Below are 22636 nucleotides of genomic sequence, written 5' to 3'. Positions count from 1 at the left end.
CGCTTTAGTTAGGGAAAAGAGATGAGAGCTGCCATGACCAAAAATGACATCACGACACAGACGATCAACACGATCCGCTTTCTATCTGCGGACGCAGTCCAGAAGGCGAATTCCGGACATCCGGGATTGCCCATGGGAGCAGCTGCGATGGCCTATGCCCTCTGGCAGCGACATCTGCGTTTCAATCCCAACGATCCTGCGTGGGTCAATCGGGACCGTTTTGTGCTATCCGCCGGGCACGGCTCGATGCTGCTCTATACCCTCCTACATCTGTATGGCTACGATCTTTCTCTGGAGCAAATCAAGAATTTTCGTCAATTCGAGAGCAAGACCCCCGGACACCCGGAATATGGGTTGACGCCTGGCGTCGAGACGACGACCGGTCCGCTGGGACAGGGCTTTGCCAACGGAGTCGGCATGGCCATCGCCGCAGAACACCAGGCCGCACGCTTCAATCGAAAAGGATTTGATCTGTTCGATCACCACATCTTCGCCATCGTTTCCGATGGCGATTTGATGGAAGGCGTATCCGCAGAGGCGGCTTCCCTTGCGGGACACTTGCGGCTCGGCCGTATTGTTTATCTCTACGACGATAATCACATCAGCATCGATGGCAGCACGGAGTTGACCTTCACCGATGACACCGCCCAGCGCTTCTCGGCCTACGGCTGGAACGTGATCAAGATCAAGGACGGCAACGATGTCGATGCGGTCGACGAGGCGATCACGCAGGCCAAAGCAGATCCCCGCCCATCGTTGATCGTCTGCCCCACGCACATCGGCTTCGGCTTGCCAACCAAACAGGACACGGCCGCCGCTCATGGGGAACCCCCCGGTGCGGAGGAACTTGCCGGAGCGAAGAAGAAGTTGGGCTGGCCGGAAGAACCGCCTTTTCTCGTCCCCGAGGAGGTCGTCGAGCACTGCCGTGAGGCGAGCCGGCGCGGCATGCAGGCGTACGAATCCTGGCAGAAGGTCTTCGCCGGCTATGAGAATGAACACCCAGTTCAGGCGAAATCACTCGAACGCAGCCTGGCGAAGGAGCTGCCGGATACGCTGGTTGGCAGTATTCCCGTGTTCGCAACGGACGCGAAGGGATTGGCCACGCGCGCCAGTTCGGGCAAAGTGCTGAATGCGGTGGCGTCTGTGCTGCCCGAGATGATCGGCGGGTCGGCGGACCTCACCGGATCGAACAAAACGAAGCTCGAAGGTGACACAGCGTTTTCTGCCGACGATCGAGCCGGCCGCTACCTCCACTTCGGCGTGCGGGAACATTGCATGGGTGCCGTCCTGAACGGCCTGGCGGTGTATGGCGGCCTGATACCTTTCGGCGGCACTTTCCTCGTCTTCTCCGACTACATGCGGCCCACGATTCGCCTGGCAGCGATGATGGAACAGCGCGTGATCTACGTTTTCTCCCATGATTCGATCGGTCTTGGCGAGGACGGCCCGACGCATCAACCGGTCGAGCACCTCGCTGCGCTGCGCAGCATCCCCAATCTGGCCGTAATCCGGCCGGGAGACGCCAATGAGACTGCCGCGGCGTGGCTGATGGCGCTCGAACGGGTTCACGGTCCCACGGCGTTGATCTTGACCCGCCAGGCCGTGCCGACTCTCGACCGGGAGCGTTTCGCTCCTGCGCAGGGACTGCGTAAAGGCGCCTACGTGCTCGCCGATCTGGGTGAGAGGGATCCGCAGTTGATCCTGATGGCCTCGGGATCGGAAGTAGCGCTGATCCTCGAAGCCGCAGAAATGCTGGCCTCGGAGGGGATTTCTGTTCGAGTGGTTTCTTTCCCCTGCTGGAAATTGTTCGCCGAACAGCCGCAATCCTACCGAGCCGAGGTGCTTCCCGATCATTTGAGCGCGCGCATCGCCGTCGAGGCGGCGATCGAACAAGGCTGGGAGCGCTGGCTCGGATCGGAAGGCCGCTTCATTGGCATGGAGAGCTTCGGTGCCTCGGCGCCGTACAAGCAGCTTTATCAACATTTTGGCATCACCGTCGAGCAGGTCGTCGAAGCCGCCAGGCAACTGGTCAAGTAGCGTACGCAGGAGATTTAAGGATCAGCATGAACTCGATTCGTAAACTGCATGAACTCGGACAATCATTGTGGCTGGACACGATCCAACGCGACCTGCTCCAATCGGGGGGGCTTGCCCGGCTGGTCACTGAAGGCCAAATCCGTGGCGTGACGACCAATCCCAGTATTTTCGCTGCAGCGATCGAAGGCAGTGACCTGTACACCGCAGATTTACGCCGCATGACCCAGGCGGGCTGGGAAGAGGCGCGCATTTTCGATGCCCTGACGATCGATGACGTGCGCGCAGCCGCCGGCGTTTTGCTTCCCTTATACGAGGAAACCAACGGGGGCGATGGCTACGTGTCCATCGAAGTGAACCCGAAGCTGGCCTACCAAACGCAGGCCACGATCCAGGAAGCGCGCCGCCTCTGGGAGGTCGTCAATCGCCCCAACGTGATGATCAAGATACCCGCCACGCAAGCGGGGATACCGGCCATCCGCGAGAGTATCCGCGCTGGAATCAACGTCAACATAACGCTGATCTTTTCCATCGAGCGCTACATCGAGGTGATGGACGCCTACATGGCGGGCATGGAGGCGCGGCTCGCGGCTGGGGATTCGTTGGACCACGTCGCCTCCGTGGCGTCGTTCTTCGTCTCCCGGATCGATTCCGCGGTGGACAGATTGTTGGAAGATATCATCGCTCAGGACGGCGGCAGCGCAGAACGGGCGAAGGCCTTGTTGGGAAAGGCGGCCATCGCAAGTGCGAAACTGGCGTATGCGCAATTCGAGGTAACCTTCGGCGATCCGCGTTTCGAACGTTTGCATGCGAACGGTGCACGCCTGCAGCGTCCGCTCTGGGCTTCGACCAGCACCAAAAACCCAAATTATCCAGACACCTATTACGTGGATAACCTCATCGGTCCCAACACGGTCAACACCGTACCGGCGCAAACCCTGGAAGCTTTTCGCGAGCACGGCACATCCTCCCCAACGTTGGAAGAGGATATCGCTGCTTCGCGAGCGCAGTTGGAAGCCCTGGACACGCTGGGGATTTCCATGGCGGAGGTGACGGATCGATTGGAACGGGAAGGGGTAGACAAGTTCAGCAAAGCGTACGAAGCGGCGCTGAAAACGATCCGCAAGCGCGCCAAACCACTCAAGAAAGAATTGGGTCCGCTTGGCGACGATGTACAAGCTGCCTTGCAGGAATTGGAACAGACAACGGTGGCGAAGCGGCTGTGGGAAGGCGACACTTCGCTCTGGACTCGGCAGGCGGGTGCCGCCAAGGAAGCTTCCCGGCGATTCGGTTGGCTTAGACTGCCGCAGGAAATCCCAAACCTGCAAGAGAAGTTGGCCGCATTTTCACAGGCCGCTAAGAAGGACGGTTTCAAGACGGCCGTGCTGCTGGGAATGGGGGGTTCCTCCCTGGCGGCGGACGTCATGCGGCGGGGTTTCAACCCACAGACGGGATTCGATTTCCACGTACTCGATTCCACCGATCCGGACAGCGTACGCGCTGTTGGGCGGAAGATAGATTTGAAGGAAACCCTGTTCATCGTTTCCAGTAAATCCGGTGGAACGATCGAACCGCTGACGCTGTTGGCGTATTTCTGGGACGAGGTCGCCCAAATCAGTGATACACCGGGGGATCATTTCGTGGCCGTGACCGATCCAGGGACGGGGTTGGAATCGATGGCTCGGAAGAGAGCTTTCCGGCAGGTTTTCGCCGCCCCAAGCGACGTCGGCGGACGTTTCTCGGCGATGTCGATTTTCGGGCTGCTGCCGGCGTCGCTCATTGGGATGGATCTCGAGGCGCTGCATCAAGGCGCGCTGGAGATGAGCGCGGCCTGTCAGCCGGGTAGTTCGGCGGTGCACAACCCCGGGTTGTTCCTGGGTGCGGTCATGGGTGCGGCGGCGCGCAGCGGGCGCGACAAGCTCACGCTGATCGCCGATCCGGGTTGGGAGGCATTCTGCGACTGGGTCGAGCAGTTGGTTGCCGAAAGCAGCGGCAAAGACAGCAAGGGCATCTTGCCGGTCGTCGGCGAGCCGCCCGAATCGGCAGGCGCCTATACGGATGACCGCCTGCTGGTATATCTACGCTCGGAAGGTAAGTACGATCGCCGTCTACGCGGTTGGGTCCGGGGCAAGTTGCCCGTCGTCGTACTCGAACTCGGGAACGATGCGCGTAGTCTGGGAGGCGCTTTCTTCCAATGGGAAGTCGCCACGTCCGTATCCTGTCATCTGATCGGAGTGAACGCTTTCGACCAGCCCAACGTGCAGCGCGCCAAAGACAGCACGATGGACTTGTTGAAAACCTTCAAACGAAAGGGCACTCTGCCGCAGCCCAGGATTCTCTGGCGTGGAGATGGAATATCACTCTGGGGATCGGGAGACGACCCATTCGATGCCGAGGCAGACTCGCTGGAGACGCTGCTGCGATCGATTTTCGTCGACCGCGAGGGTTTGTCCTACCTCGCCTTCCTGCTCTACCTCCATCAGGGCAGCGTTTCGATGAAAATCCTGGAGCGAGTACGCAGAGCGATCTTGAAACAACTCGGCATCGCCTCGACCGTGGGTTTCGGACCACGCTACCTGCATTCGACCGGCCAGTATCACAAAGGTGGCCCGAATACGGGTTTCTTCCTGTTGGTGGCGTCTGACCCGGTCAAGGACGTAACAGTAGAGAGCGAAGCGAAAAGCTTTGCCATACTCGAACGCGCCCAGGCGATCGGAGATTTCCAGGCGCTGCTCTCACTCAACCGGCGAGCGTACGGCTTGCATCTCGATTCGCCGCGGTGCTTCAAGGACTTGATGAACGTTGTTCTCAACATCGTCGAAGATCTCTGATCTAAAACAAAAGGATTTTGCTCCGGTGCAGCAAGATACGTTTTTCGAACCCGCCGTCCTCGAGGTGCTGGCCGACGGTTCCACTGCGGACCTGACGCTGGGGCTCGAAGATTTACTATCGCCGGATCTGGAACTGCGGCGTAAAGGCTTGAAAACCCTCGTCGAGATGGACGCCCACCGGCGATCGCCCTTGGCTGCGGCGGTAATTGCCGGTCAAATCCGAGAGCCCGATATCGATTTGCGAACCAGGATCGCCGCCGCACTGGCTGAGGTTTGTGTGTCCGCGTCGGATACAGAAAGGCCGCCCGTTGAAGTCAGGAGTTGGGTTCGACGCGTACTCACCGGGATGCGCACGCGTGAAATCTATTCTCTCCTGCAAGTGATCGCCTACGATGCGGATCAAACGGAACAAGTCTGTTCATTGCTGCAAGCCTGTTCCTTTTCTGGGGAGACGATGCTGGCAATCGTGAAAGATGGCCGTGCAGACATCGCCATTCGTGTAGCCGCGGTGAAAGCGATCGCCGTTATCGGCTATCTCGACGCCATCGTCGTGCTCGAGCAGCTGAATCAACGCATAGCAGGACAGATTGCCGGACAGATTCCCATGGCCTTCGCCGGACGTCTGGAAGCGGAGGCCGAACAGCTTCTTCCTGCGCTGCAGGAGGCGCTGCACTTACTGGCGGAGGTGGCGGATTAGCCCCGTTTCACATCGCAGAAAACGGCCGCTGCCCGACCGGATCCTGCACGGATTGGACGAGCCGATATTCGATGTGCTGCCGGAGACTGTTCTGGCGAATTTCCACACTCCACGGTCCGAAAATGCCCTGGTCTGGAACCTGATTTACCCCCTGGCACAGCCCGCACTCTCCTTCAAGCAGTTGACTCAAATCCGCCCGTTGTGGGGAGCAGTCGGACAATCCGACGCTGATGACGCGCTGCGGCCCTACTTCTGGGGTTTCGACGTGCGCGGCAAGCGTTTGCCCGGATTGGATGGTGTCCTGGAAAGGATCGACGGCGAAGGTCTGCGAACGGAGGTGGATCTGTTCTTGTTGGGACAGACGAAGCTGATCGCCGTCGAGGCAAAACATTTGAGTGCCCCTGGCCGCTGTTCGCGTTACGCAGCCGGACGCTGCCCGGAAATCCATTCGGATCTGAGTACGTCTGAAACGGCCTGCCGCTACTGGGAATTGCCGCAGGCATCTTTTTCTGCAGAGCTCGATCTCGGTGAGCGCCCACAGTCCGGGCAGGATGCGCCGCCCTGTGAGCGGCATTATCAATTGTCGCACGCTCCTGGTCGGCCGAGAACTCAGCCGCCGGTTGGACAGGGAGCTGTCAATATGGATGATGATTCCTCGAAAGCATTGGCGCTCACTGGAAAAAACCTGGTTGGATTTTACCGAACGGGTCCGGGACGATGCCCTCTGGCGCCGAATGCGAGTGGTTGCCTGGGAGGACGTGGGGCGGATGGGCAGGAAGTAGAAATGTCGGTTGCGGATATTCATCCGCAACAGGTAATGGGCAGATATGTATCTGCATGTGATCCCAATAAATTCGTGTTGGACTGCAGCGGATTAAAATCCGCTGCATATCGGCACCGAACACACATCCGTCGCCAGCGCGGCTTTCCGCTGGTTGCGGATATCCATCCGCAACCGGTAGTGGGCAGATGTGTATCTGCCGGTGATCCCCTAAAAACTGTATCGGAATGCAGCGGATTAAAATCCGCTAAATAAAGGCACCGGATACATATCCGGCGCCAGCGCGGCTTTCCGCTGGTTGCGGATATCCATCCGCAACCGGTAGTGGGCAGATATGTATCTGTAATTCTCTCACCAGGAAATCTCATCAATCACGATCAAGCTGTTATCACCAAGCAGGTAATTCCGCGCGCTGGAATATTTCCAATACTCAGGCTTTTCAATGTAACCTTTGCGAACCGGATTGGCATGAATATAGGTCAACTTTTGTTTGAAGAAATGGGCACTAAAAACCGCTTTCGGGTGATAGCCTCTCTGCCAGACGTGCGTCCGGCTGTCTTTATCGTTGTGAAATACCTTTACCCAAAAGAGCCGGCTGAACTTTCCATGCTTGTACAAGAAATCCTTGATCTGTCTGCTGGTATGACGCTTGAAATCGCGGATGACATTGGGTATTTGCGAGGAGATCTCATGACTGATCAATGCATGGATGTGGCTGGGCATGATCACGTAACCGTGTATTCTCAACCCCTTGTTGGTCTGACAGTATTTAAGGCTATCCAGAATGATTTTACAGAGCGGTTCGTTGGTTAGAATGGGTATCCAAAGGTGAGTACTGGTGGTTATGAAGTATATGTTTGTGTTTGGCGTAATTTTGTATTTTGATGACATGGCTCAGCCTATTTTTAATTGAAAATGAATTACTTGCCGAAAGAATGATGGCAGATTAATTTATGTAGATTTTTGGTTGGCTAGTGTTTTTCGTTTGGGATAGCCGGCACCGAACACACATCCGGCGCCAGCGCGGTTTTACGCTGGTTGCGGATATCCATCCGCAACCTGTAGTGGGCAGATGTGTATCTGCCGGTGATCCCCTAAAAACTGTATCGGAATGCAGCGGATTAAAATCCGCTAAATAACGGCACCGGATACATATCCGGCGCCAGCGAATGTGTAAGCCGGCACCGGATACATATCCGGCGCCAGCGATTGTGTAAGTCGGCACCGGATGCATATCCGTCGCCAGCGATTGTGTATGACGGCACCGGATACATATCCGGCGCCAGCCGCAGGACGGAAATGAAAACAGGCCACCCATTTGCATGGATGGCCCGTAATTTTCCGGAATTCCAATCGGGCAGACTACTGCATCGCGTATTCCACGACGGGATAGCCGGCGTCCACCCATCCGCCGAATCCACCCTTCAGGCTGCGTACGTCGCTGTAGCCGTATGTCCACAGCATGGTCATGGCGATGGTGGAGCGGTGCCCCGAGCCGCAGTACACAACGATCGTGGCACTCTTGTCGGCCGGCCAATCCGCCTTGCCGTCGATGAAACTCTCCAGGGGGATGTGAATGGCACCCTCGATCAGTCCGTTCGCCTCCACTTCATCCTGGCGGCGGACGTCGATTAAAATGACATCCGGGTTCTCGACGATCTCGGAGTTGAGCGCCTCGGCGGTGATCACGCCATACCCCTCGGGAACGTTCGAGAGCATGTCGTCGATCGAGGCCAGCAAGCCCGGATCGGGCGTGGCGCCGTTGAGCACCTCGGCCTGTGGAACGCCTTCGGCAACCGGGTATCCGGCTTCCACCCAACCGCCGAAGCTGTTGCCCTTCAGCGACAGCACGTCGTAGCCCAGCGCATCCAGCCCGGTCATGGCGATCGTGCAGCGCCAACCGGAGCCGCAGTAGGAGACGATGGTCGTATCGAAGCCGGGCAGCAGATCGGTGTTCTTGCCCACCTCGCGCAAGGGAACCACGATGGCCCCTTCGATGTAGCCGTTTTCCTCGACTTCATCCACGGTGCGGACGTCCAGCAGGAAGGGCGCGTTGCCCTCGGCGATCGCGGTGTTCAATGCGTCGATGCTGTAGGTGTTGTAGCCGGTCATGCTTCCCAGAAAAGCGTTGAAAGCTGCGTCCAGTGCAGCTTCGCCGCCTGAAATGGCATACCCCGCATCGGCCCAGGCGGAGAACCCGCCTTTCAGGCTGCGCACGTCGCTGTAGCCGTAGGTCCACAGGATGGTCATGGCGATGGTGGAGCGGTGGCCCGACCCACAGTACACCGCGATCGCGGCGTCCTTGTTAGACGGCCAATCCGCTTTACCGTCGATGAAGCTTTCCAGCGGGATGTGGATCGCGCCGGCGATGGCGCCCTTTGCCTGGACTTCGTCCGCTCGACGAACGTCGATGAGAATGAGGTCCGGATTCTCGGCGATCTCGGTGTTGAGCGCCTCGGCAGTAATCACGCCGTAACCATCGGGAACGTTGGACAGCGTTTCATCGACGCGTGCCAGCAACGCTGCGTTGGGATCGGCGGCGTTGAGCACCACAGGATCAGGCACGCCTTCGACCACCGGATAACCGGCTTCCACCCATCCGCCGAAGCTGTTGCCTTTAAGCGACAGGACGTCCTGCCAACCCAGCGCTCCCAGTTCGGTCATGGCGATGGTGCAGCGCCAACCCGATCCGCAGTAGGAGACGATGGTGGTGTCGAACGAGGGCAATTGATCGGTGTGCTTGCCGACCTCGCGCAGGGGGATGACGACGGAGCCTTCGATGCGGCCGTTCGCCTCTACCTCTTCTGTGCTGCGTACGTCCAGCAGGAAGGGCGGCGGCTCTTCGGCGAGCATCTCGTTCAGCGCCTCGAGGCTGACCGTATTGTAGCCGACCATGTTGGAAAGGAAGGCGTTGAACGCCGCGTCGAGGTCGGTCTCGGATAGCTCGGCCGGCTCTTCGGCCATCATCTCTTCGGCCTCGGTCGGCTCGACCGCTTCGGCCGGTTGTTGTATGGCTTCCGTCGGGGGGGCTTCCTTTGCACAGGCGGATGCCATGAGGCCGAAGAGAAATATGGCGGTCATGATCCAAAATATTCGCGATTTCATGAAAACCTCCTATTTACAGAGTTGTTCAACCAGTATGTTTCGTATACATCTACTTGCGCACGCTGTTAGATTCTTCACCTCCTCAAGGGATGGGTGGGGGAACCCGCTCGACGATTACGGGCCGATTGGCGTTGACTTCTCCGCTGCTTACTTTATCGACCGTCAGGAACAGGGCGGCGTTGCCGTGGCAGGCGTTGCAGGACGCGTTCTGCGGCGTTTGCAGCTGGATGTTGTGTGGCGTGGCGTAGCGCCAGGTCGGCAATTCGTCGAAGTTCGCCAGCAGATCATCACCGTAGAAGTCGAAGACGTCGCGCGCAATCGGCACGTGTCGCAGCGGTACGTAATCGTATGGGCGTTCGTAACTCTTGATCGGATTCAACCCGATCAGGAAGGTCATGTAACTCGCGTCGGTCTCGTAGTAGGGCACGCCGCCATCCGTCTGCAGCGTGTGGCAGGAATCGCAGCTCTTATAGGCGACGGAATGGCATACCTGGCAAGAAAGCTGGCCGCCGTGTACCTGATGCTGTTCGATTCCGTCCGCGCCGGTGGCCGCGGAGATGTGGCAGCTTTCGCAGCGTGGTGTTTGGACGCCGTCGTAACGATGGGTCGGACCCGGCATGGGTTCGTCGGGTGTCGAGCTGGGATGGCAGCTCTCACAGCTTGGCGGTTCGCCGTGGACTTCGGCCGCCGTGTGGCAATCCGCACACACCATGCGTCCCTGGCGGAAATGTACGTCGCCCTGGTAGCCCTCATTCTTCCCCAGGTATTCGTTTCCGACGCGGCTGCCGTGGCATGCCGTGCAGGTTCTGGACATCGATGCGCGTTCGACGAACACGTGACCGTCCAGGAAACCGCCGCCGACGCTCGCCGGTTGGCTGACGTGGCACTGCCCACAGGTCGTGTGGCAGCTGGCGCAGTGGTTGTCCATCATCTCCTGAATGTGCGCCTGCGTTTCGGGATCTTCGCTGTCCGACCTCGTCGCAAGTACAGTTTCGTAGCCCTGCAGGGTGTAGTGCAGGCTGTTTATCTGTGATTCGATCAGATTGGGATGGCACGTCCCGCAGGAGTCCTGTGGGTTTTCGCTCGGATCCGAGATCAAATCGGTGTGCGCGGTTACCTTGTCGGGGTCATTGACGCCGGCGTGGCAGGTCGTGCAGGCGACCTTTCCGTGAACCGTATCGGTGTAGGCATCCACATCCAGCAGTACTTTTTCCCAGGCCTCCAACGGAGGCACCTCTCCGCCTCAACCTTCCCCCGATGATTCGACTTCGACGTCCTCTTCTGGCTCCGCCGTGTCGATCAAGCGTTGTTTGTCTTCGTGACAGGCAATGCATTGGTCGTCGACAGGTTCTTCATCGGGTGGTTCGGCAGCGGCATCTTCCAGCAATGCCAGGGCGGCGTTGGTATGAATTTCGCCGGATGGGGTTTCCGGTTCCGGCGTCGGTGTCGCAATTTCGCTCGGCGCTTTGGCCCGGCATCCTGTGAGGACGGCGAAGATCGCGATCCCCATCAGGCGGCAGAGGCAGGGTGGGAAGGATCGCACGCGAGGCGGATGACCGTCATTGAAAAATGATCGTGTTTCGTTCACGAAGAATCCTCTCCCGACGTTGTTTGCGATTTTTTTCACGAACCACCGTCAATAGCAGTATAATGAAACGCGGGGTAAAATCAACACCAAAACCAAGAAATACTTATAGGATTGGCTTTGGATGCTAAATAAGCAAATCCTATGAAGATATAGCGCCAGGGGGTTGAGAAACTAATGCAGTTTGTTAAAATATTCACAAAGGAGAACGCTCGATGCTGGACGTTCATCAGATCAATGTCTTCTTGATCGCGGCGCAGCAGATGAATTTCTCGGAGGCAGCCCGGCGCTTGCATATGTCGCAGCCCAGTGTAAGCCAACACATTCAGGCATTGGAACATCATTTCGGTATGCAGTTGTTCGAACGGCGCGGGCGGCATCTCGCCCTGACCGAAGCGGGCCAGACGCTCTTGCCTCTGGCGCGGCAGCTGGTCAATTTATCCATCCAGATCGAGGAGTCGATCGAGTCGCTCCACGGGGAGATCGCCGGGCACCTCACCATTGGCTGCTGCACGACGGCCGGCCGCTACCTGCTGCCGAAATTATTGGCCCGTTTCCGTGAAATCCACCCCGGCGTTCAGGTCACCTGCTACGTCACCGACCAGCATACGGCCCTGGAGATGCAGAACGAAGGAAAACTGCAGCTGACCGTCGTAAGTGAGCGGGCATATTCCAAGGACATGGAATTCCGCAAGTTCATCACCGATCCGGTGATCCTCGTCGTTCCCCCGGCGCATTCGTGGGCAGAGCGCGCCTCGATCGAGCCGCAGGATCTGCCGCAGGCGGATTTCATCGTTCGTGAGGAGACCTCCGGCACGCGCCGCGCCGTCGCCCAGGCCTTCACCAATGTCGGCATGAATCCGGACGACTTGAATGTGATCATGACCCTGGGGACTTCTCAGGCAATATCGATCGCGGTGCAGGAGGGGATCGGCGTGGCTTTCCTCACCCGCATGGCGGCCGACGATGCCGTCCGGCGCGGCGACATCGTTCAGGTTCAGGTGAATGGAATGGAAATCTCTCAAGACGTTTGGGTCGGTCGCAACGTCCATCATCCCGCCACGCGGGCGCAAAATGCATTTTGGGAATTTGTCAACGATCCGGAGAACGAATTATTGATCAACCTGCGCAGAGGTGGTGAGGTGGGACAGACACTATGTGTGGTTGCCGATGACGCGGAGGAAGAATGAAGAAAAAACCGATCGGATTGCCGAGATGGATCTGGTTCATCCCGCTTGGTCTGCTGCTGGCGCTTCCCTTGATGGGTTTCGTCATGCATCGCACGACGCAGCAGGGCGCGGAGAATGCGAATTTCCAGACTGCGAACGATTGTGAGGAATGCCACCTCGATATCGCCGATCACTGGTCGCACAGCTCCCATGCACACGCTTTCGACGACGACGTCTTCCAGGAGCGCTGGGCGGGGATGGGTGAACCGGGTGAGTGCCTGGTCTGCCACACCACGAATTACCAACAGACCACCGGCGATTACACGGCCGAGGGCGTTGCTTGCGAAGCCTGCCACGCCGGTACACCGGAGAATCATCCCCCAGAACCCGTTCCCATACTGGCAGACACGGAATACTGCGGTGTTTGCCACACCACCACGCTCGGGGAGTGGCGTCTGACCGGTCATGCGGATGCGGTTGTAGGGTGTATGGATTGTCACGATCCGCACAGCCAGAAGCCCTTGTTTGAGGTCAGCGATGACCTGTGCATCAATTGTCACGAGGAGGATATGGGTCCGTACCTGGAAGATCTGCACATCCAGAAAGACATCGGTTGTGTGGATTGCCACGCCCTGGTGATCCCGCCGGAGGAAGTTCCCGAGGACGGAATCGTGCCCACCGGCCATAGTTTCACGATCACACCGGCTACTTGCGTCGCCTGCCACACGGATGCGCTGCATGCGGGATTTTCTCTGCCGGGATACGAAAACGGTGCCGGAGGCAGTGGGGCGCCCGTCGAAGGCGGTGAAGGAACATCCGAATCGCCCGAGCAAGAAGAGACGGAAGTCGCGCCGGGTGTGCTTGCGGAGCGGCTCGCGCGCGAACTCGAGACGACGCGCGCCGCGCTGGCCAGCCGCAGCATGACCTTCTGGTTTCAGGGCGGCGTCGTAGGGCTCGCGCTCGGCGGAACCACGGCCTGGATCGTCGCCAACAACGTCCGCCGCGAGCGCAAGGAGCGGGACGATGACGAAACGTAAGAAGGACCCGGCGCTGCTCACCCGGCGCGATGCGGCCAAGATCATCGGCGCCACCGGTGCCACCTTCGCGATCACGCAGATCATCACCTCGGGGCCGCTCTCTCCGGAGGCCGTGGAAGGCATCGGCCGTTCCACCCATGAGCAGGGTGCGGCGGCCGATCGGGAACACGAATGGCACATGGTGATCGACCTGGGTACCTGCATCGGCTGCCAGTACTGCATTTGGGCCTGCCAGGCGGTAAACAACGTGTCCGACGACCGCATGCGCTGGAACGTCGGATTTTCGGAACAGACCGAAGGCGGGACGAATTTTTACATGACGCGTCCCTGTTTACACTGCCAGGAAGCGCCGTGCGTCAAGGTGTGCCCGGTGGGTGCGACCTGGGTGCGCGAGGACGGCATCGTGGCGATGGACTACGAGCGCTGCATCGGATGCCGTTACTGCGAGGTGGCCTGTCCGTACGACGTGCGCCGCTTCAATTGGGGGGACGCCGTCACGGAAAACCGCTACCAGCCAGCCTGGGGAGAAGCCGAAGTCGAACCGCGCCCGCGCGGCGTGGTCGAAAAATGCACTTTCTGCGTGCATCGCATCGACCGCGCATTGGAATACGGCATGACGCCGGGCGTCGATTTGCACGCCTCTCCCGCCTGCGTCGAGGTCTGCCCGGTCAACGCGCGTGTCTTCGGCGACGTCCTCGATCCCGAAAGCCCGGTTTCCAAATACCTGGCGCAGAACGAGACCTTCCGCCTGCGTGAGGATTTCGGCACCGAGCCCAAAGTCCATTACGTACGACCCGAGCGGGAGGTTTGATATGGCTTTGCGACAGCTCTCTTTCAAACGTCCGGCGATCAAACCGCTGACGATGTGGCTGGCCGGCCTGGGTCTGCTCCTGCTCGTGGGGGCCGTCGGCGCCGTGCGCGTACTCGCCAAAGGACTTCAAGTGACCGGGCTCTCAGACCAGGTGCCCTGGGGTCTGTGGATCACGATCGATCTCTCCTCGATCGCGCTCGGAGCGGGCGCCTTCACCTTTTCGGCGGTGGTGTACGTCTTTCGCATCAAACGTTTCGAGCCGATCGCTCGCCCGGCGGTATTCGTGGGATTTCTGGGATACTCTTCGGCCATGCTCGCACTGGCCTTGGACATCGGCCGGCCGGATCGCTTCTGGCACCCGCTGGTCTTCTGGAACGTGCATTCCGTCCTTTGGGAGATCACCTGGTGTGTGGTGCTCTATTCGACGGTGCTTGTGGTCGAATTTCTTCCGGTCTTATTCGAGAGCAAACTTTTCGATCGCTGGTCCTGGCTGCGAGATTGGGGTCACAAGCTGCACAAGGCGACGCCGGTCGTGGCGGTATTGGGCATGGCGCTTTCTTTACTGCACCAGTCCTCCCTGGGAGCGACCTACGGAGTGCTCTCGGGAAGGGCGATCTGGTTCAAACCTTCCCTGCCGATTCTCTTCATCTTATCGGCGGTGGCCAGCGGCATCGCTCTGACTCTGCTCGTGACGATTCTGGTCGGGAAATTCCAGCACACTCGTTTCCTGCGTCTCGACCTGCAGCGCGAAATCTCGCGTTTCCTCGGCTACGCCCTGCTGGCCTATCTCTACCTCAAAATCTGGGATTGGGCGGCGACGTCGTATTACAGCCATGCGCCGGGAACGGCGGAATCCCTGGCGCGCTTGAATGCCACCACGCCCTACACGCCGACCTTCTGGCTGTTGGAAATCGCACTCGGTGCGCTCTTACCGCTGATCGTGATGCTCGTGCCGCGCTTGCGCCGCGACGATCGCTGGGTGGTCGCCGCCTGTGCGTTCGTCGTCGTGGGCGTGATCGTCAACCGCTGGAACACGACTTTGTCGGGGCTGGTCGCCCCGCCGGATTGGTCCCCTGGCGTGCTCGGAACGGGCGCCGTCGCTTCATACCTGCCGTCGATCACGGAGATCGCGGTCGGATTGGGGATTCTCGCCTACGCATTGGGCACGTTCACGTTGGGCGTCAAGTACCTGCCCGTCTTCCGGGAGGTATCGGAGCACGAATAGACTGCGGTCCGGTTCCATCCGAATATTTAGTGCGAACGTGCACCAAAACTCAGTCTGGGTCATTGGATGATAGGGCCAGGCACTTCCTGTGTTGTTTGCTTTTAGAGAGCAAACGGTCGGCTCTGCGAAGGTTGCTCGCTGGAGCATCCACGGCCGTATCGACGTCGCCCCGCCGGAGGCGGTCGTCCGGATGAGATCCTCTCCGTGCGGCAGGCCGGATCGTGCATGTGCGGGAATTGCGGTATCCTTGTCTGCGGATGAACGTCAGGATTTTATACTGACAGGAAGAGACGGCGAATGACCAACAAGGATATAGACGCGATTTCGGTCGACGTGGGCAACAAGCTGCGTGAGATGCGGGAAGTGCGGGGCCTTTCCATCCGTGCACTTGCCAGTGAAAGTGGCATATCAGCCAACGCATTGAGTATGATCGAACGTGGGCTCAGTTCACCTTCCGTGAGTACCTTGTACAAAGTTGCTTCCGCATTGGGAGTCCCAATCACCGATCTGTTCCGCAGTCAATCCGATCGGAAAGAAATCGTGTTTTGTAAAGCATCCAGCCGCACACGCGTGCCGTTCACGCGTGGTGTGTGGGAAGGCCTTGGCGGTGAGTTGTTCGCCGGCAGGGTAGAACCTTTTGCGCTGACGTTGGAAAGCGGCGCCAACAGCGGGCCGCATCCCTTGATCCACAATGGACATGAATTCGTGATTTGCATCCGCGGACAGTTGGAATATCGTGTCGAAAACGAGCTCTATCTACTGGAGCCGGGAGACAGCCTGCTTTTCTGTTCGCAGTTGAGACATCGCTGGCGTAATCCGGGCCCGACGGTGACGAACGCCGTCTTCGTACTCTCCGGATTCGAAGAAGGGGAGCGGCCGGGAGAACACCACCGCCTTCAAGCCGGTCTGAAAAGCCAGGATTCGGGCTAGGAAGACGTATTCCTCCGGGGCACCATCGTTTCAATTTTATAAATCAGAAAGGAACAAACGTTCGAAGGTACTTGACGATTCGAACAATTGTGCTATACTCAGTTCGAACGTATGTTCTTTATTCCGAGAGGGAGGCTAGTCCCATGGCAAACGTAAACGGTCGAAGCAATGGATCGGACGATCAGCAGGATCAGCGATTGGAAGTTCTCTCGCGGGCAATTCAAGAGATCACGAAGCGATATGGAGATGGAGCCGTCATGCGATTGGGTGAATCGAAGCATTTGGTCGTAGACACGATCCCCACCGGATCGTTGGCTTTGGATTTGGCGCTCGGTGTGGGTGGAATCCCCCGCGGCCGGGTGACGGAAATTTACGGCCCCGAGTCATCGGGGAAGACGACGCTCTGCCAACACATCGTTGCGGAAGCCCAACGCCAGGGTGGGGTTTGTGCGTACATCGACATGGAGCACGCCTTGGATCCCCAGTACGCCGCCCGCTGCGGCGTGGACGTGGATAACTTGTATATCTCGCAACCCGACATGGGCGAGCAGGCGCTGGAGATTACCGAGACGTTGGTGCGCAGCGGCGCGGTGGATCTCGTCGTGATCGACAGCGTCGCTGCACTCGTGCCTCGTGCGGAGATAGAGGGGGACATGGGCGACGCTCACATGGGCATGCAGGCTCGCTTGATGAGCCAGGCGCTGCGTAAACTGAGTGGCGCCATCAAACAGACCAACACGGCCGTGATCTTCACCAACCAACTGCGGCAGAAAATCGGCGTGATGTTCGGAAATCCCGAAACCACGACGGGCGGCAGGGCGCTTAAATTCTACGCCTCCGTGCGCCTGGACATTCGCCGCGCCGAAAGCATCAAGGTCGGCCAGGACATCGTGGGAAACCGGGCGCGCATTCGGGTAGTGAAGAACAAAGTAGCGCCGCCGTTCAAGGTGGCGGAATTCGATATCATGTACGATGAGGGCATTTCCAAGGTGGGCGGCGTCCTGGATCTGGGCGTGGAACTGGAGCTGATCGACAAGCGTGGATCGTACTATTCCTACGGGGAAACGCGTTTGGGCCAGGGCCGGGAGAACGCCAAGAGTTATCTGCGGGAGAATCCCGATATGGCCCAAGAGCTTGAATTCGAGATTCGCAAGGCCGCCGGGCTCGAAGCCACGATGTCCGACGAACCGATTCCGGTTGAGGATTTAGCCGCTGAAGAAGTACTGACGCTCGAGGAAGTCAATGCCTGAACGATCCCGAAAGCGCTCTTCTGCAGCACTTGGGGAGAGGCGGAAGTTAGCTCGGAGGAACATAGAAAAGTGAAAAAGACGGCGCTTCTTGTTATTGACGTTCAGTCCGGTTTATTCGGAGGAATGGATGCCATTTATGGAGAGAAGGATCTAATCGGGACGATCAATGAATTGATCGAAAAAGCGAGACGATCCGACGTTCCGATTTTTTGGATTCAGCATTGTGAAGCGGAAGAAGGTAGTCCACTCCATCCTGATTCAAAAGGATGGCAGATCCATCCCGAATTAAGCAAAAAAGCGGAAGATATCTATGTTCGGAAGAGCCATCCCGATTCGTTTCAGGATACGATGTTAGGGGAGGAATTGAGTTCGCGAGACATCGAAAAGCTGACTGTCACCGGGCTGCAAACCGAGTACTGCATCGATACGACGTGTAGAAGGGCATACAGTCTGGGATACGAGGTTATCTTGATCGAAGACGGGCACAGCACCTATGACGGCGAAAATCTCAGTGCGGAGCAAATCATTCGTCATCACAATCAAGTATTGGGCTCTTGGTTTGTAACGCTGAAAAATTCCACCGACGTCTATTTTGCTGCGTGAGAATGTCAGGCAAAAGAGTGTGCATGAAAGTGGACCGTTCTCGGAAAGAACGCCAGGGCAGCGTCCTCTGACCCTGGATGCAACGGAGTAGTTCGAAGCCGTACGCGTGCACATGAGCCCAAAAAGGATCGGACGACCACTTCTATACCTCGACGACGCTTGCCAAAGGGCGCATCGTGAGGAACCGGTTGTTTGAATGCGGCGGAAGATAAGATCGGGCTTGGGTGAAAACCGCTCTTTGACTATAATCGATTTAATGAAGAAAAGACCCGCTATGCGAACGTTGGCTCTGTGCACGGTTTTCCTGACTCTTTGGCTTCCATCATGTGCTTCGGGACCAGAGACGAGTATGCCATCCGTAGAGCTTCGGCAGCCAATACCTACGATGACTCCGAATCCTACCTTCGTCACATCCTCTGAATCATCTTCAGGGGTTGAACCATCCAGGTCCGATTGTGAGAACGATGCGCGTTTTCTCGAAGATCTCACTTTCCCCGACGGCGAGGTTGTGGTGCCGGGCCAGACGCTCGATAAACGCTGGTCGGTTCAAAACAACGGCAGTTGCGATTGGGGAGCGGATTACCGCCTACTTCACCTTGGCGAAGATGAATTCGGGGCGCCGGAGGCCGTGGCGCTTTATCCTGCCCGTGGGGGAACGAATGCGATATGGCAGGTAGAACTCCAAGCACCGGGGGAGGTTGGTCAGTATGTAAGCCAATGGCAGGCACAGGCGCCGGATGGCACGATGTTTGGCGACGTGGTCTACATTCTAATCTCCGTGAAGAAGCCCACACCCACGCCCACAGCAACGCCGCTCATTTCTCCCACACCCACACCTTAACGCGAAACCGGCTTCCATTTTCAAAGATGAAAGCCGGCTTTATTCATCCCGTAAGTTACAGCGTAATTCCTATGTCCCCTCTTCCCAGGAAGCAAGGTATTTCTCTTGCTCGGCGGACAACTTATCGATCTTGACGTTCATCGACTCCAGCTTCATGCGGGCGATTTCCCGGTCGATGTCCTCCGGAATTGTGTACACGCGGTTTTCGAGTTCCTCGCCGTGTTGAACGATGTATTCCAACGAGAGCGCCTGATTGGCGAAGGAAAGGTCCATCACGCTGGCGGGATGACCTTCCGCTGCTGCCAGGTTGATCAAACGCCCTTCACCGAGCAGGTTGATGGCGCGGCCGTCTTTGAGCACGTATTGGTCGATGAATTCCCGCGGCTTGCGCACTTCAGTGGACATCTTCTCTAGGGCGGGGATGTTGATTTCCACGTTGAAATGGCCCGAGTTGGCCACGATGGCGCCGTTTTTCATCACGTCGAAATGATGCTTGTCGATAACGTTGATGTCGCCGGTGAGCGTGCAGAAAATGTCTCCGATGGGCGCCGCCTCGATCATGGGCATGACGCGGAACCCGTCCATCACTGCTTCGAGCGCTGCAAGCGGTTTGACTTCGGTGACGATTACGTTCGCACCCATGCCCCGTGCCCGCATGGCCAGCCCTCTTCCGCACCAGCCGTAGCCGGCGACCACGAAGGTCTTGCCGGCCAGAAGGATGTTGGTGGCGCGTACGATGCCGTCGATCGTGGATTGACCCGTTCCGTAGCGGTTGTCGAAGAAATGTTTGGTCATGGCGTCGTTAACGGCGATGACCGGATACTTCAATGCACCTTCGTTGGCCATGGCGCGCAGCCGGATGACTCCCGTGGTGGTTTCCTCCGTTCCGCCTCTCACCTGTGCAAGCAATTCTTGGCGATCCTTGTGCAAGGTGCTGAGCAGATCGGCGCCGTCGTCCATGGTCATGTTGGGTTTGACGTCCAGTGCGGCGTGGATGTGTTCGTAGTAGGTGTCGTTGTCCTCGCCCTTGATTGCGTAGACCGGGATTTCATCGTGGCTGACCAGGGATGCGGCGACATCGTCCTGCGTGGAAAGTGGATTGGATGCGCAAAGCACGACCTCCGCGCCGCCATTTTGCAGGGTACGCATCAGGTTTGCCGTTTCCGTGGTCACGTGCAGGCATCCAGCGACGCGCATCCCTTTCAACGGCTGCTCTTTTGCGAAGCGATCACGCACCTGGCGCAGAACGGGCATTTCTTGCGCGGCCCAGTTGATCCGGCGACGGCCGCCTTCAGCCAGACTGATGTCTTTGATATCGAACTCCGAACTCATGCTATTCTCCGTATTATGAGATTACATCGCGGCGCGCAGGTTTTGGCTCGCGACGCCCGGTTATCTTACCACGCATATGCTTCGGGAGCCGCACCACCTGGACCGGGCCAAATTTCGTCCAGCTTTTGGAGCGTATCGGAGTCCAGCTCGATCGAAAGCGAATGGATGTTCCCTTTAAGCTGGTCCGAAGTGCGGGGACCGATGATCGGCGCCGTCACGACAGGATTGTGCAGCAGCCAGGCCAGCGCCACGTCGGCGGGCGCTTCGCCCAGGTCTTTGCACAGCGCTTCGTATTTCTCCAGCGTCTCTCGATTTTCTTCGATCGACTTCTGCACGTGTTCGTCGGCTCGGCGCCCTTCTTTGGCTTTCTTCAAAGCGCCACCGAGCATGCCCCCGGCGAGTGGACTCCAGGGAATGAGTCCCAGACCGTAGTCTCGGCAAGCCGGAATCACTTCGAGTTCGATCATGCGATCGTTCAGGTTATACAGGCTTTGTTCCGAAACCAGTCCCATAAAATGACGGGCTCGAGCTGCGCACTGCGCCTGAGCGATGTGCCAGCCGGCGAAATTGCTGCTACCGACGTAAATTACCTTGCCTTCGCGTACCAGCTGCTTCATCGCTTGCCAGATTTCCTCCCAGGGAGCTTCGCGGTCGATGTGATGCATCTGATACAGATCGATGTGGTCGGTCTGCAGGCGCCGCAGGCTTTCTTCGCACGCTCGGCGGATGTGATAGGCAGACAGGCGCCCTTCGTTGGGCCAGTCGCCCATCTTGCCGTAGACCTTCGTGGCCAGCACGATCTTGTCCCGCCGGCCGCCGCCCTGAGACAGCCAGCGTCCGATAATCTGTTCGGTGATTCCTTCGCCGGTTTTCCAACCGTAAACGTTGGCCGTGTCGAAGAAATTGATACCCGCATCCAGTGCTTCATCCATGATCCTGAAACTGGGCGCTTCGTCTGTTTCGGGACCAAAATTCATCGTGCCCAGGCACAAACGGCTGACCGTGAGGCCTGTCCGTCCAAGATGTGTAAATTCCATGTTTTTTCCCTCCTCTGTTGTTCGATCTTTCACACTGTAAATTCATTGTACCTGAATGTGGCAGGTCCTTCGACGTAATTCGCTTCTTCGAAGCTCACGCCGCTCAGGATGATGAAATAAAGGGGTTGAATTTGTGGACACTCACGCAATCCTCCGCTCAATCTATATCATCATCCTGAGCAGAGGATCAAGTCTGAGTTTAATAAAGGCGAGATCCGTGGTCGAAGGATGTTCAGAACGATTTAAGCGGGATAGGGACCAACAACACTCACCCCTTCATGATACCGGCAGTAGGGTACGAAACCAATCTTTCGGTAGCAGTGGATGGCTGCTTCATTTTTAGTCGAAACGTTTAGCACGATGGTTTTGAATCCCGCATCCAGCAAATCTTGAACCAGGGCGCTCGTTGCACGTGTGCCCAGGCCTCTTCCCCGCCGGTCGGGTCGGGTGAAGATATTTCCGATGGCCGCAACGCCGGCCCACTCGGAGAGAATGTGAATTCCTGCGACGGATACCAGTTCATTCCCTTCCCGGATCCCAAAAAAGGGATGCTGCAGCAGCTGCCCAGAAGAGAGGGCTTATGCAGGAGTGCACAGGACAATCCCAGTTTTTGCTTCATTCCCCCGGAAAGGTCGCCCGCCAGCCTTTTCTTGAACCTCTCCAGCCCCGAAAATTCAAACATCCTGCGGAAAACCTCATCTCTGTTCCTGCGGGGAAGATTGTAAAGGCTGTAAAAAAATTTTAGATTTTCATGAACCGTGAGATCCTCGTAAAGGCCGAAACGCTGGGGCATATATCCCAGCTTGAGCTTGATTTTCTCTTCGTCGCCGGGAAGTGTGCGGTCAAAGGCCTGGACATGACCTTCTTCGAAGGGCAGGATGCCTGCCAGTATCCGAAGCAGGGTTGATTTTCCGGCGCCATCCGGGCCGACAATAATAAACATCTCACCTGCATTGACCTTGAATGAAAGACCGTCAAGGGCCTTTATATCCTCGAATTTTTTATGAAGATTTTCTATTGTTATCGAATTCAGGTCTGTCATGACAGTACCTTATTTGTGGACAGGCTTGATCGCGCCAGATAAATCATTTTGTGAAGATGGTTACATCAGCCGGCAATCCCGGCTTCAACATATGTTCTGAATTCTCAAGACGAATGCGTACTTCAAAGACGAGCTTGACCCGTTCTTCCTTGGTCTGGATATTTTTAGGGGTAAATTCCGCCTGGGGAGAGATGAATTCCACCTAGCCCTTGAAATTTTTGTCGGGATAGGTATCGATCACTAGATATGCACTGTCATTCAGGTTAATCTCACCGATCCGAGTTTCGTTCACATAAACATTGATGTAAGCTTTATCAAGAAGCGAG

Annotated in this window: 20 protein-coding genes; 12 read left to right on the top strand and 8 right to left on the bottom strand. The window is 57.5% G+C overall.

Annotated elements, in window-relative coordinates; translation table 11 throughout:
- Nucleotides 1–33 precede the first annotated feature (33 nt).
- Genes tkt through P8Z34_13990 form a run of 4 tightly spaced genes read left to right on the top strand, consistent with a single transcriptional unit; the run spans nucleotide 34 to nucleotide 6598 of the window.
- On the top strand, nucleotides 34–2037 hold the full coding sequence (gene tkt, locus P8Z34_14005) for a transketolase (GenBank protein MEJ2551786.1): 2004 nt from the start codon (nucleotides 34–36) through the stop codon (nucleotides 2035–2037).
- A 26-nt stretch (nucleotides 2038–2063) separates the two neighbouring features.
- A complete protein-coding gene (locus P8Z34_14000; GenBank protein ID MEJ2551785.1) occupies nucleotides 2064–4865 on the top strand; it encodes a bifunctional transaldolase/phosoglucose isomerase in 2802 nt (933 codons plus the stop codon).
- Between the two features lie 25 nt (nucleotides 4866–4890).
- Nucleotides 4891–5562, top strand: a complete 672-nt coding sequence (locus P8Z34_13995) for a hypothetical protein (protein MEJ2551784.1) — start codon at nucleotides 4891–4893, stop codon at nucleotides 5560–5562.
- Nucleotides 5563–5614: 52 nt separating this feature from the next.
- Nucleotides 5615–6598, top strand: coding sequence for a hypothetical protein (locus P8Z34_13990; GenBank protein MEJ2551783.1), 984 nt, complete (start codon nucleotides 5615–5617; stop codon nucleotides 6596–6598).
- Between the two features lie 96 nt (nucleotides 6599–6694).
- Here the strand turns inward: P8Z34_13990 and P8Z34_13985 are convergent, their stop codons facing one another.
- The 4 genes from P8Z34_13985 to P8Z34_13970 all read right to left on the bottom strand — a co-directional run bounded on the left by P8Z34_13985 (nucleotide 6695) and on the right by P8Z34_13970 (nucleotide 11036).
- Nucleotides 6695–7234, bottom strand: coding sequence for a transposase (locus tag P8Z34_13985; GenBank protein MEJ2551782.1), 540 nt, complete (start codon nucleotides 7232–7234; stop codon nucleotides 6695–6697).
- Between the two features lie 471 nt (nucleotides 7235–7705).
- Complete coding sequence (locus P8Z34_13980; protein ID MEJ2551781.1) at nucleotides 7706–9448, bottom strand: rhodanese-like domain-containing protein; 1743 nt, start codon at nucleotides 9446–9448, stop codon at nucleotides 7706–7708.
- An 82-nt stretch (nucleotides 9449–9530) separates the two neighbouring features.
- Nucleotides 9531–10682, bottom strand: a complete 1152-nt coding sequence (locus P8Z34_13975; protein ID MEJ2551780.1) for a hypothetical protein — start codon at nucleotides 10680–10682, stop codon at nucleotides 9531–9533.
- Between the two features lie 9 nt (nucleotides 10683–10691).
- Nucleotides 10692–11036: a hypothetical protein gene (locus P8Z34_13970; GenBank protein ID MEJ2551779.1), complete on the bottom strand. Its 345-nt coding sequence runs from the start codon at nucleotides 11034–11036 to the stop codon at nucleotides 10692–10694.
- A gap of 212 nt (nucleotides 11037–11248) precedes the next feature.
- On the opposite strand from P8Z34_13970, the gene P8Z34_13965 reads away from it, so the two are divergent.
- The 8 genes from P8Z34_13965 to P8Z34_13930 all read left to right on the top strand — a co-directional run bounded on the left by P8Z34_13965 (nucleotide 11249) and on the right by P8Z34_13930 (nucleotide 18899).
- Nucleotides 11249–12223, top strand: a complete 975-nt coding sequence (locus P8Z34_13965; protein ID MEJ2551778.1) for a LysR family transcriptional regulator — start codon at nucleotides 11249–11251, stop codon at nucleotides 12221–12223.
- Complete coding sequence (locus P8Z34_13960; GenBank protein MEJ2551777.1) at nucleotides 12220–13239, top strand: multiheme c-type cytochrome; 1020 nt, start codon at nucleotides 12220–12222, stop codon at nucleotides 13237–13239. Before P8Z34_13965 ends, P8Z34_13960 begins: the two co-directional genes overlap by 4 nt.
- Nucleotides 13226–14050 carry a 4Fe-4S dicluster domain-containing protein gene (locus P8Z34_13955; protein MEJ2551776.1) on the top strand — a complete coding sequence of 275 codons (825 nt, stop codon included), beginning with the start codon at nucleotides 13226–13228 and terminating at the stop codon, nucleotides 14048–14050. The genes P8Z34_13960 and P8Z34_13955 overlap by 14 nt, the downstream gene beginning before the upstream one ends.
- A gap of 1 nt (nucleotide 14051) precedes the next feature.
- Nucleotides 14052–15275 (top strand): polysulfide reductase NrfD, encoded by a 1224-nt coding sequence (gene nrfD, locus P8Z34_13950; GenBank protein ID MEJ2551775.1) that lies wholly within the window; start codon nucleotides 14052–14054, stop codon nucleotides 15273–15275.
- Between the two features lie 297 nt (nucleotides 15276–15572).
- Entirely contained in the window at nucleotides 15573–16205 is a 633-nt protein-coding gene (locus P8Z34_13945) for an XRE family transcriptional regulator (GenBank protein MEJ2551774.1), read from the top strand.
- Nucleotides 16206–16348: 143 nt separating this feature from the next.
- The gene (gene recA / locus P8Z34_13940; protein MEJ2551773.1) at nucleotides 16349–17455 is read left to right on the top strand and encodes a recombinase RecA; all 1107 of its coding nucleotides are present in this window, start codon (nucleotides 16349–16351) and stop codon (nucleotides 17453–17455) included.
- Between the two features lie 69 nt (nucleotides 17456–17524).
- Nucleotides 17525–18058 carry a cysteine hydrolase family protein gene (locus P8Z34_13935; GenBank protein MEJ2551772.1) on the top strand — a complete coding sequence of 178 codons (534 nt, stop codon included), beginning with the start codon at nucleotides 17525–17527 and terminating at the stop codon, nucleotides 18056–18058.
- Between the two features lie 385 nt (nucleotides 18059–18443).
- Nucleotides 18444–18899, top strand: coding sequence for an NBR1-Ig-like domain-containing protein (locus P8Z34_13930; protein ID MEJ2551771.1), 456 nt, complete (start codon nucleotides 18444–18446; stop codon nucleotides 18897–18899).
- 69 nt (nucleotides 18900–18968) lie between these two features.
- Here the strand turns inward: P8Z34_13930 and ahcY are convergent, their stop codons facing one another.
- From ahcY to P8Z34_13910, 4 genes are all read right to left on the bottom strand, one after another.
- Nucleotides 18969–20231 (bottom strand): adenosylhomocysteinase, encoded by a 1263-nt coding sequence (ahcY, locus tag P8Z34_13925; GenBank protein ID MEJ2551770.1) that lies wholly within the window; start codon nucleotides 20229–20231, stop codon nucleotides 18969–18971.
- A 65-nt stretch (nucleotides 20232–20296) separates the two neighbouring features.
- Nucleotides 20297–21268 carry an aldo/keto reductase gene (locus tag P8Z34_13920; protein ID MEJ2551769.1) on the bottom strand — a complete coding sequence of 324 codons (972 nt, stop codon included), beginning with the start codon at nucleotides 21266–21268 and terminating at the stop codon, nucleotides 20297–20299.
- 352 nt (nucleotides 21269–21620) lie between these two features.
- Entirely contained in the window at nucleotides 21621–22310 is a 690-nt protein-coding gene (locus P8Z34_13915; GenBank protein ID MEJ2551768.1) for an ABC transporter ATP-binding protein, read from the bottom strand.
- 43 nt (nucleotides 22311–22353) lie between these two features.
- Nucleotides 22354–22512 (bottom strand): hypothetical protein, encoded by a 159-nt coding sequence (locus tag P8Z34_13910; protein ID MEJ2551767.1) that lies wholly within the window; start codon nucleotides 22510–22512, stop codon nucleotides 22354–22356.
- Nucleotides 22513–22636 lie beyond the last annotated feature (124 nt).

The organism is Anaerolineales bacterium, assembly GCA_037382465.1.
Lineage (GTDB): Bacteria > Chloroflexota > Anaerolineae > Anaerolineales > E44-bin32 > WVZH01.
This window is presented reverse-complemented; position numbering and strand designations above follow the sequence as displayed.

What these genes read in the sequence shown, in the direction of transcription:
- tkt (MEJ2551786.1), top strand. Translation starts at nt 34, where the DNA reads ATGACCAAAAATGACATCACGACACAGACGATCAACACGATCCGCTTT.
- P8Z34_14000 (MEJ2551785.1), top strand. Translation starts at nt 2,064, where the DNA reads ATGAACTCGATTCGTAAACTGCATGAACTCGGACAATCATTGTGGCTG.
- P8Z34_13985 (MEJ2551782.1), bottom strand. Translation starts at nt 7,234, where the DNA reads ATGTCATCAAAATACAAAATTACGCCAAACACAAACATATACTTCATA.
- P8Z34_13980 (MEJ2551781.1), bottom strand. Translation starts at nt 9,448, where the DNA reads ATGAAATCGCGAATATTTTGGATCATGACCGCCATATTTCTCTTCGGC.
- P8Z34_13965 (MEJ2551778.1), top strand. Translation starts at nt 11,249, where the DNA reads ATGCTGGACGTTCATCAGATCAATGTCTTCTTGATCGCGGCGCAGCAG.
- P8Z34_13960 (MEJ2551777.1), top strand. Translation starts at nt 12,220, where the DNA reads ATGAAGAAAAAACCGATCGGATTGCCGAGATGGATCTGGTTCATCCCG.
- P8Z34_13955 (MEJ2551776.1), top strand. Translation starts at nt 13,226, where the DNA reads ATGACGAAACGTAAGAAGGACCCGGCGCTGCTCACCCGGCGCGATGCG.
- nrfD (MEJ2551775.1), top strand. Translation starts at nt 14,052, where the DNA reads ATGGCTTTGCGACAGCTCTCTTTCAAACGTCCGGCGATCAAACCGCTG.
- P8Z34_13945 (MEJ2551774.1), top strand. Translation starts at nt 15,573, where the DNA reads ATGACCAACAAGGATATAGACGCGATTTCGGTCGACGTGGGCAACAAG.
- recA (MEJ2551773.1), top strand. Translation starts at nt 16,349, where the DNA reads ATGGCAAACGTAAACGGTCGAAGCAATGGATCGGACGATCAGCAGGAT.
- P8Z34_13930 (MEJ2551771.1), top strand. Translation starts at nt 18,444, where the DNA reads ATGACTCCGAATCCTACCTTCGTCACATCCTCTGAATCATCTTCAGGG.
- ahcY (MEJ2551770.1), bottom strand. Translation starts at nt 20,231, where the DNA reads ATGAGTTCGGAGTTCGATATCAAAGACATCAGTCTGGCTGAAGGCGGC.
- P8Z34_13920 (MEJ2551769.1), bottom strand. Translation starts at nt 21,268, where the DNA reads ATGGAATTTACACATCTTGGACGGACAGGCCTCACGGTCAGCCGTTTG.
- P8Z34_13915 (MEJ2551768.1), bottom strand. Translation starts at nt 22,310, where the DNA reads ATGACAGACCTGAATTCGATAACAATAGAAAATCTTCATAAAAAATTC.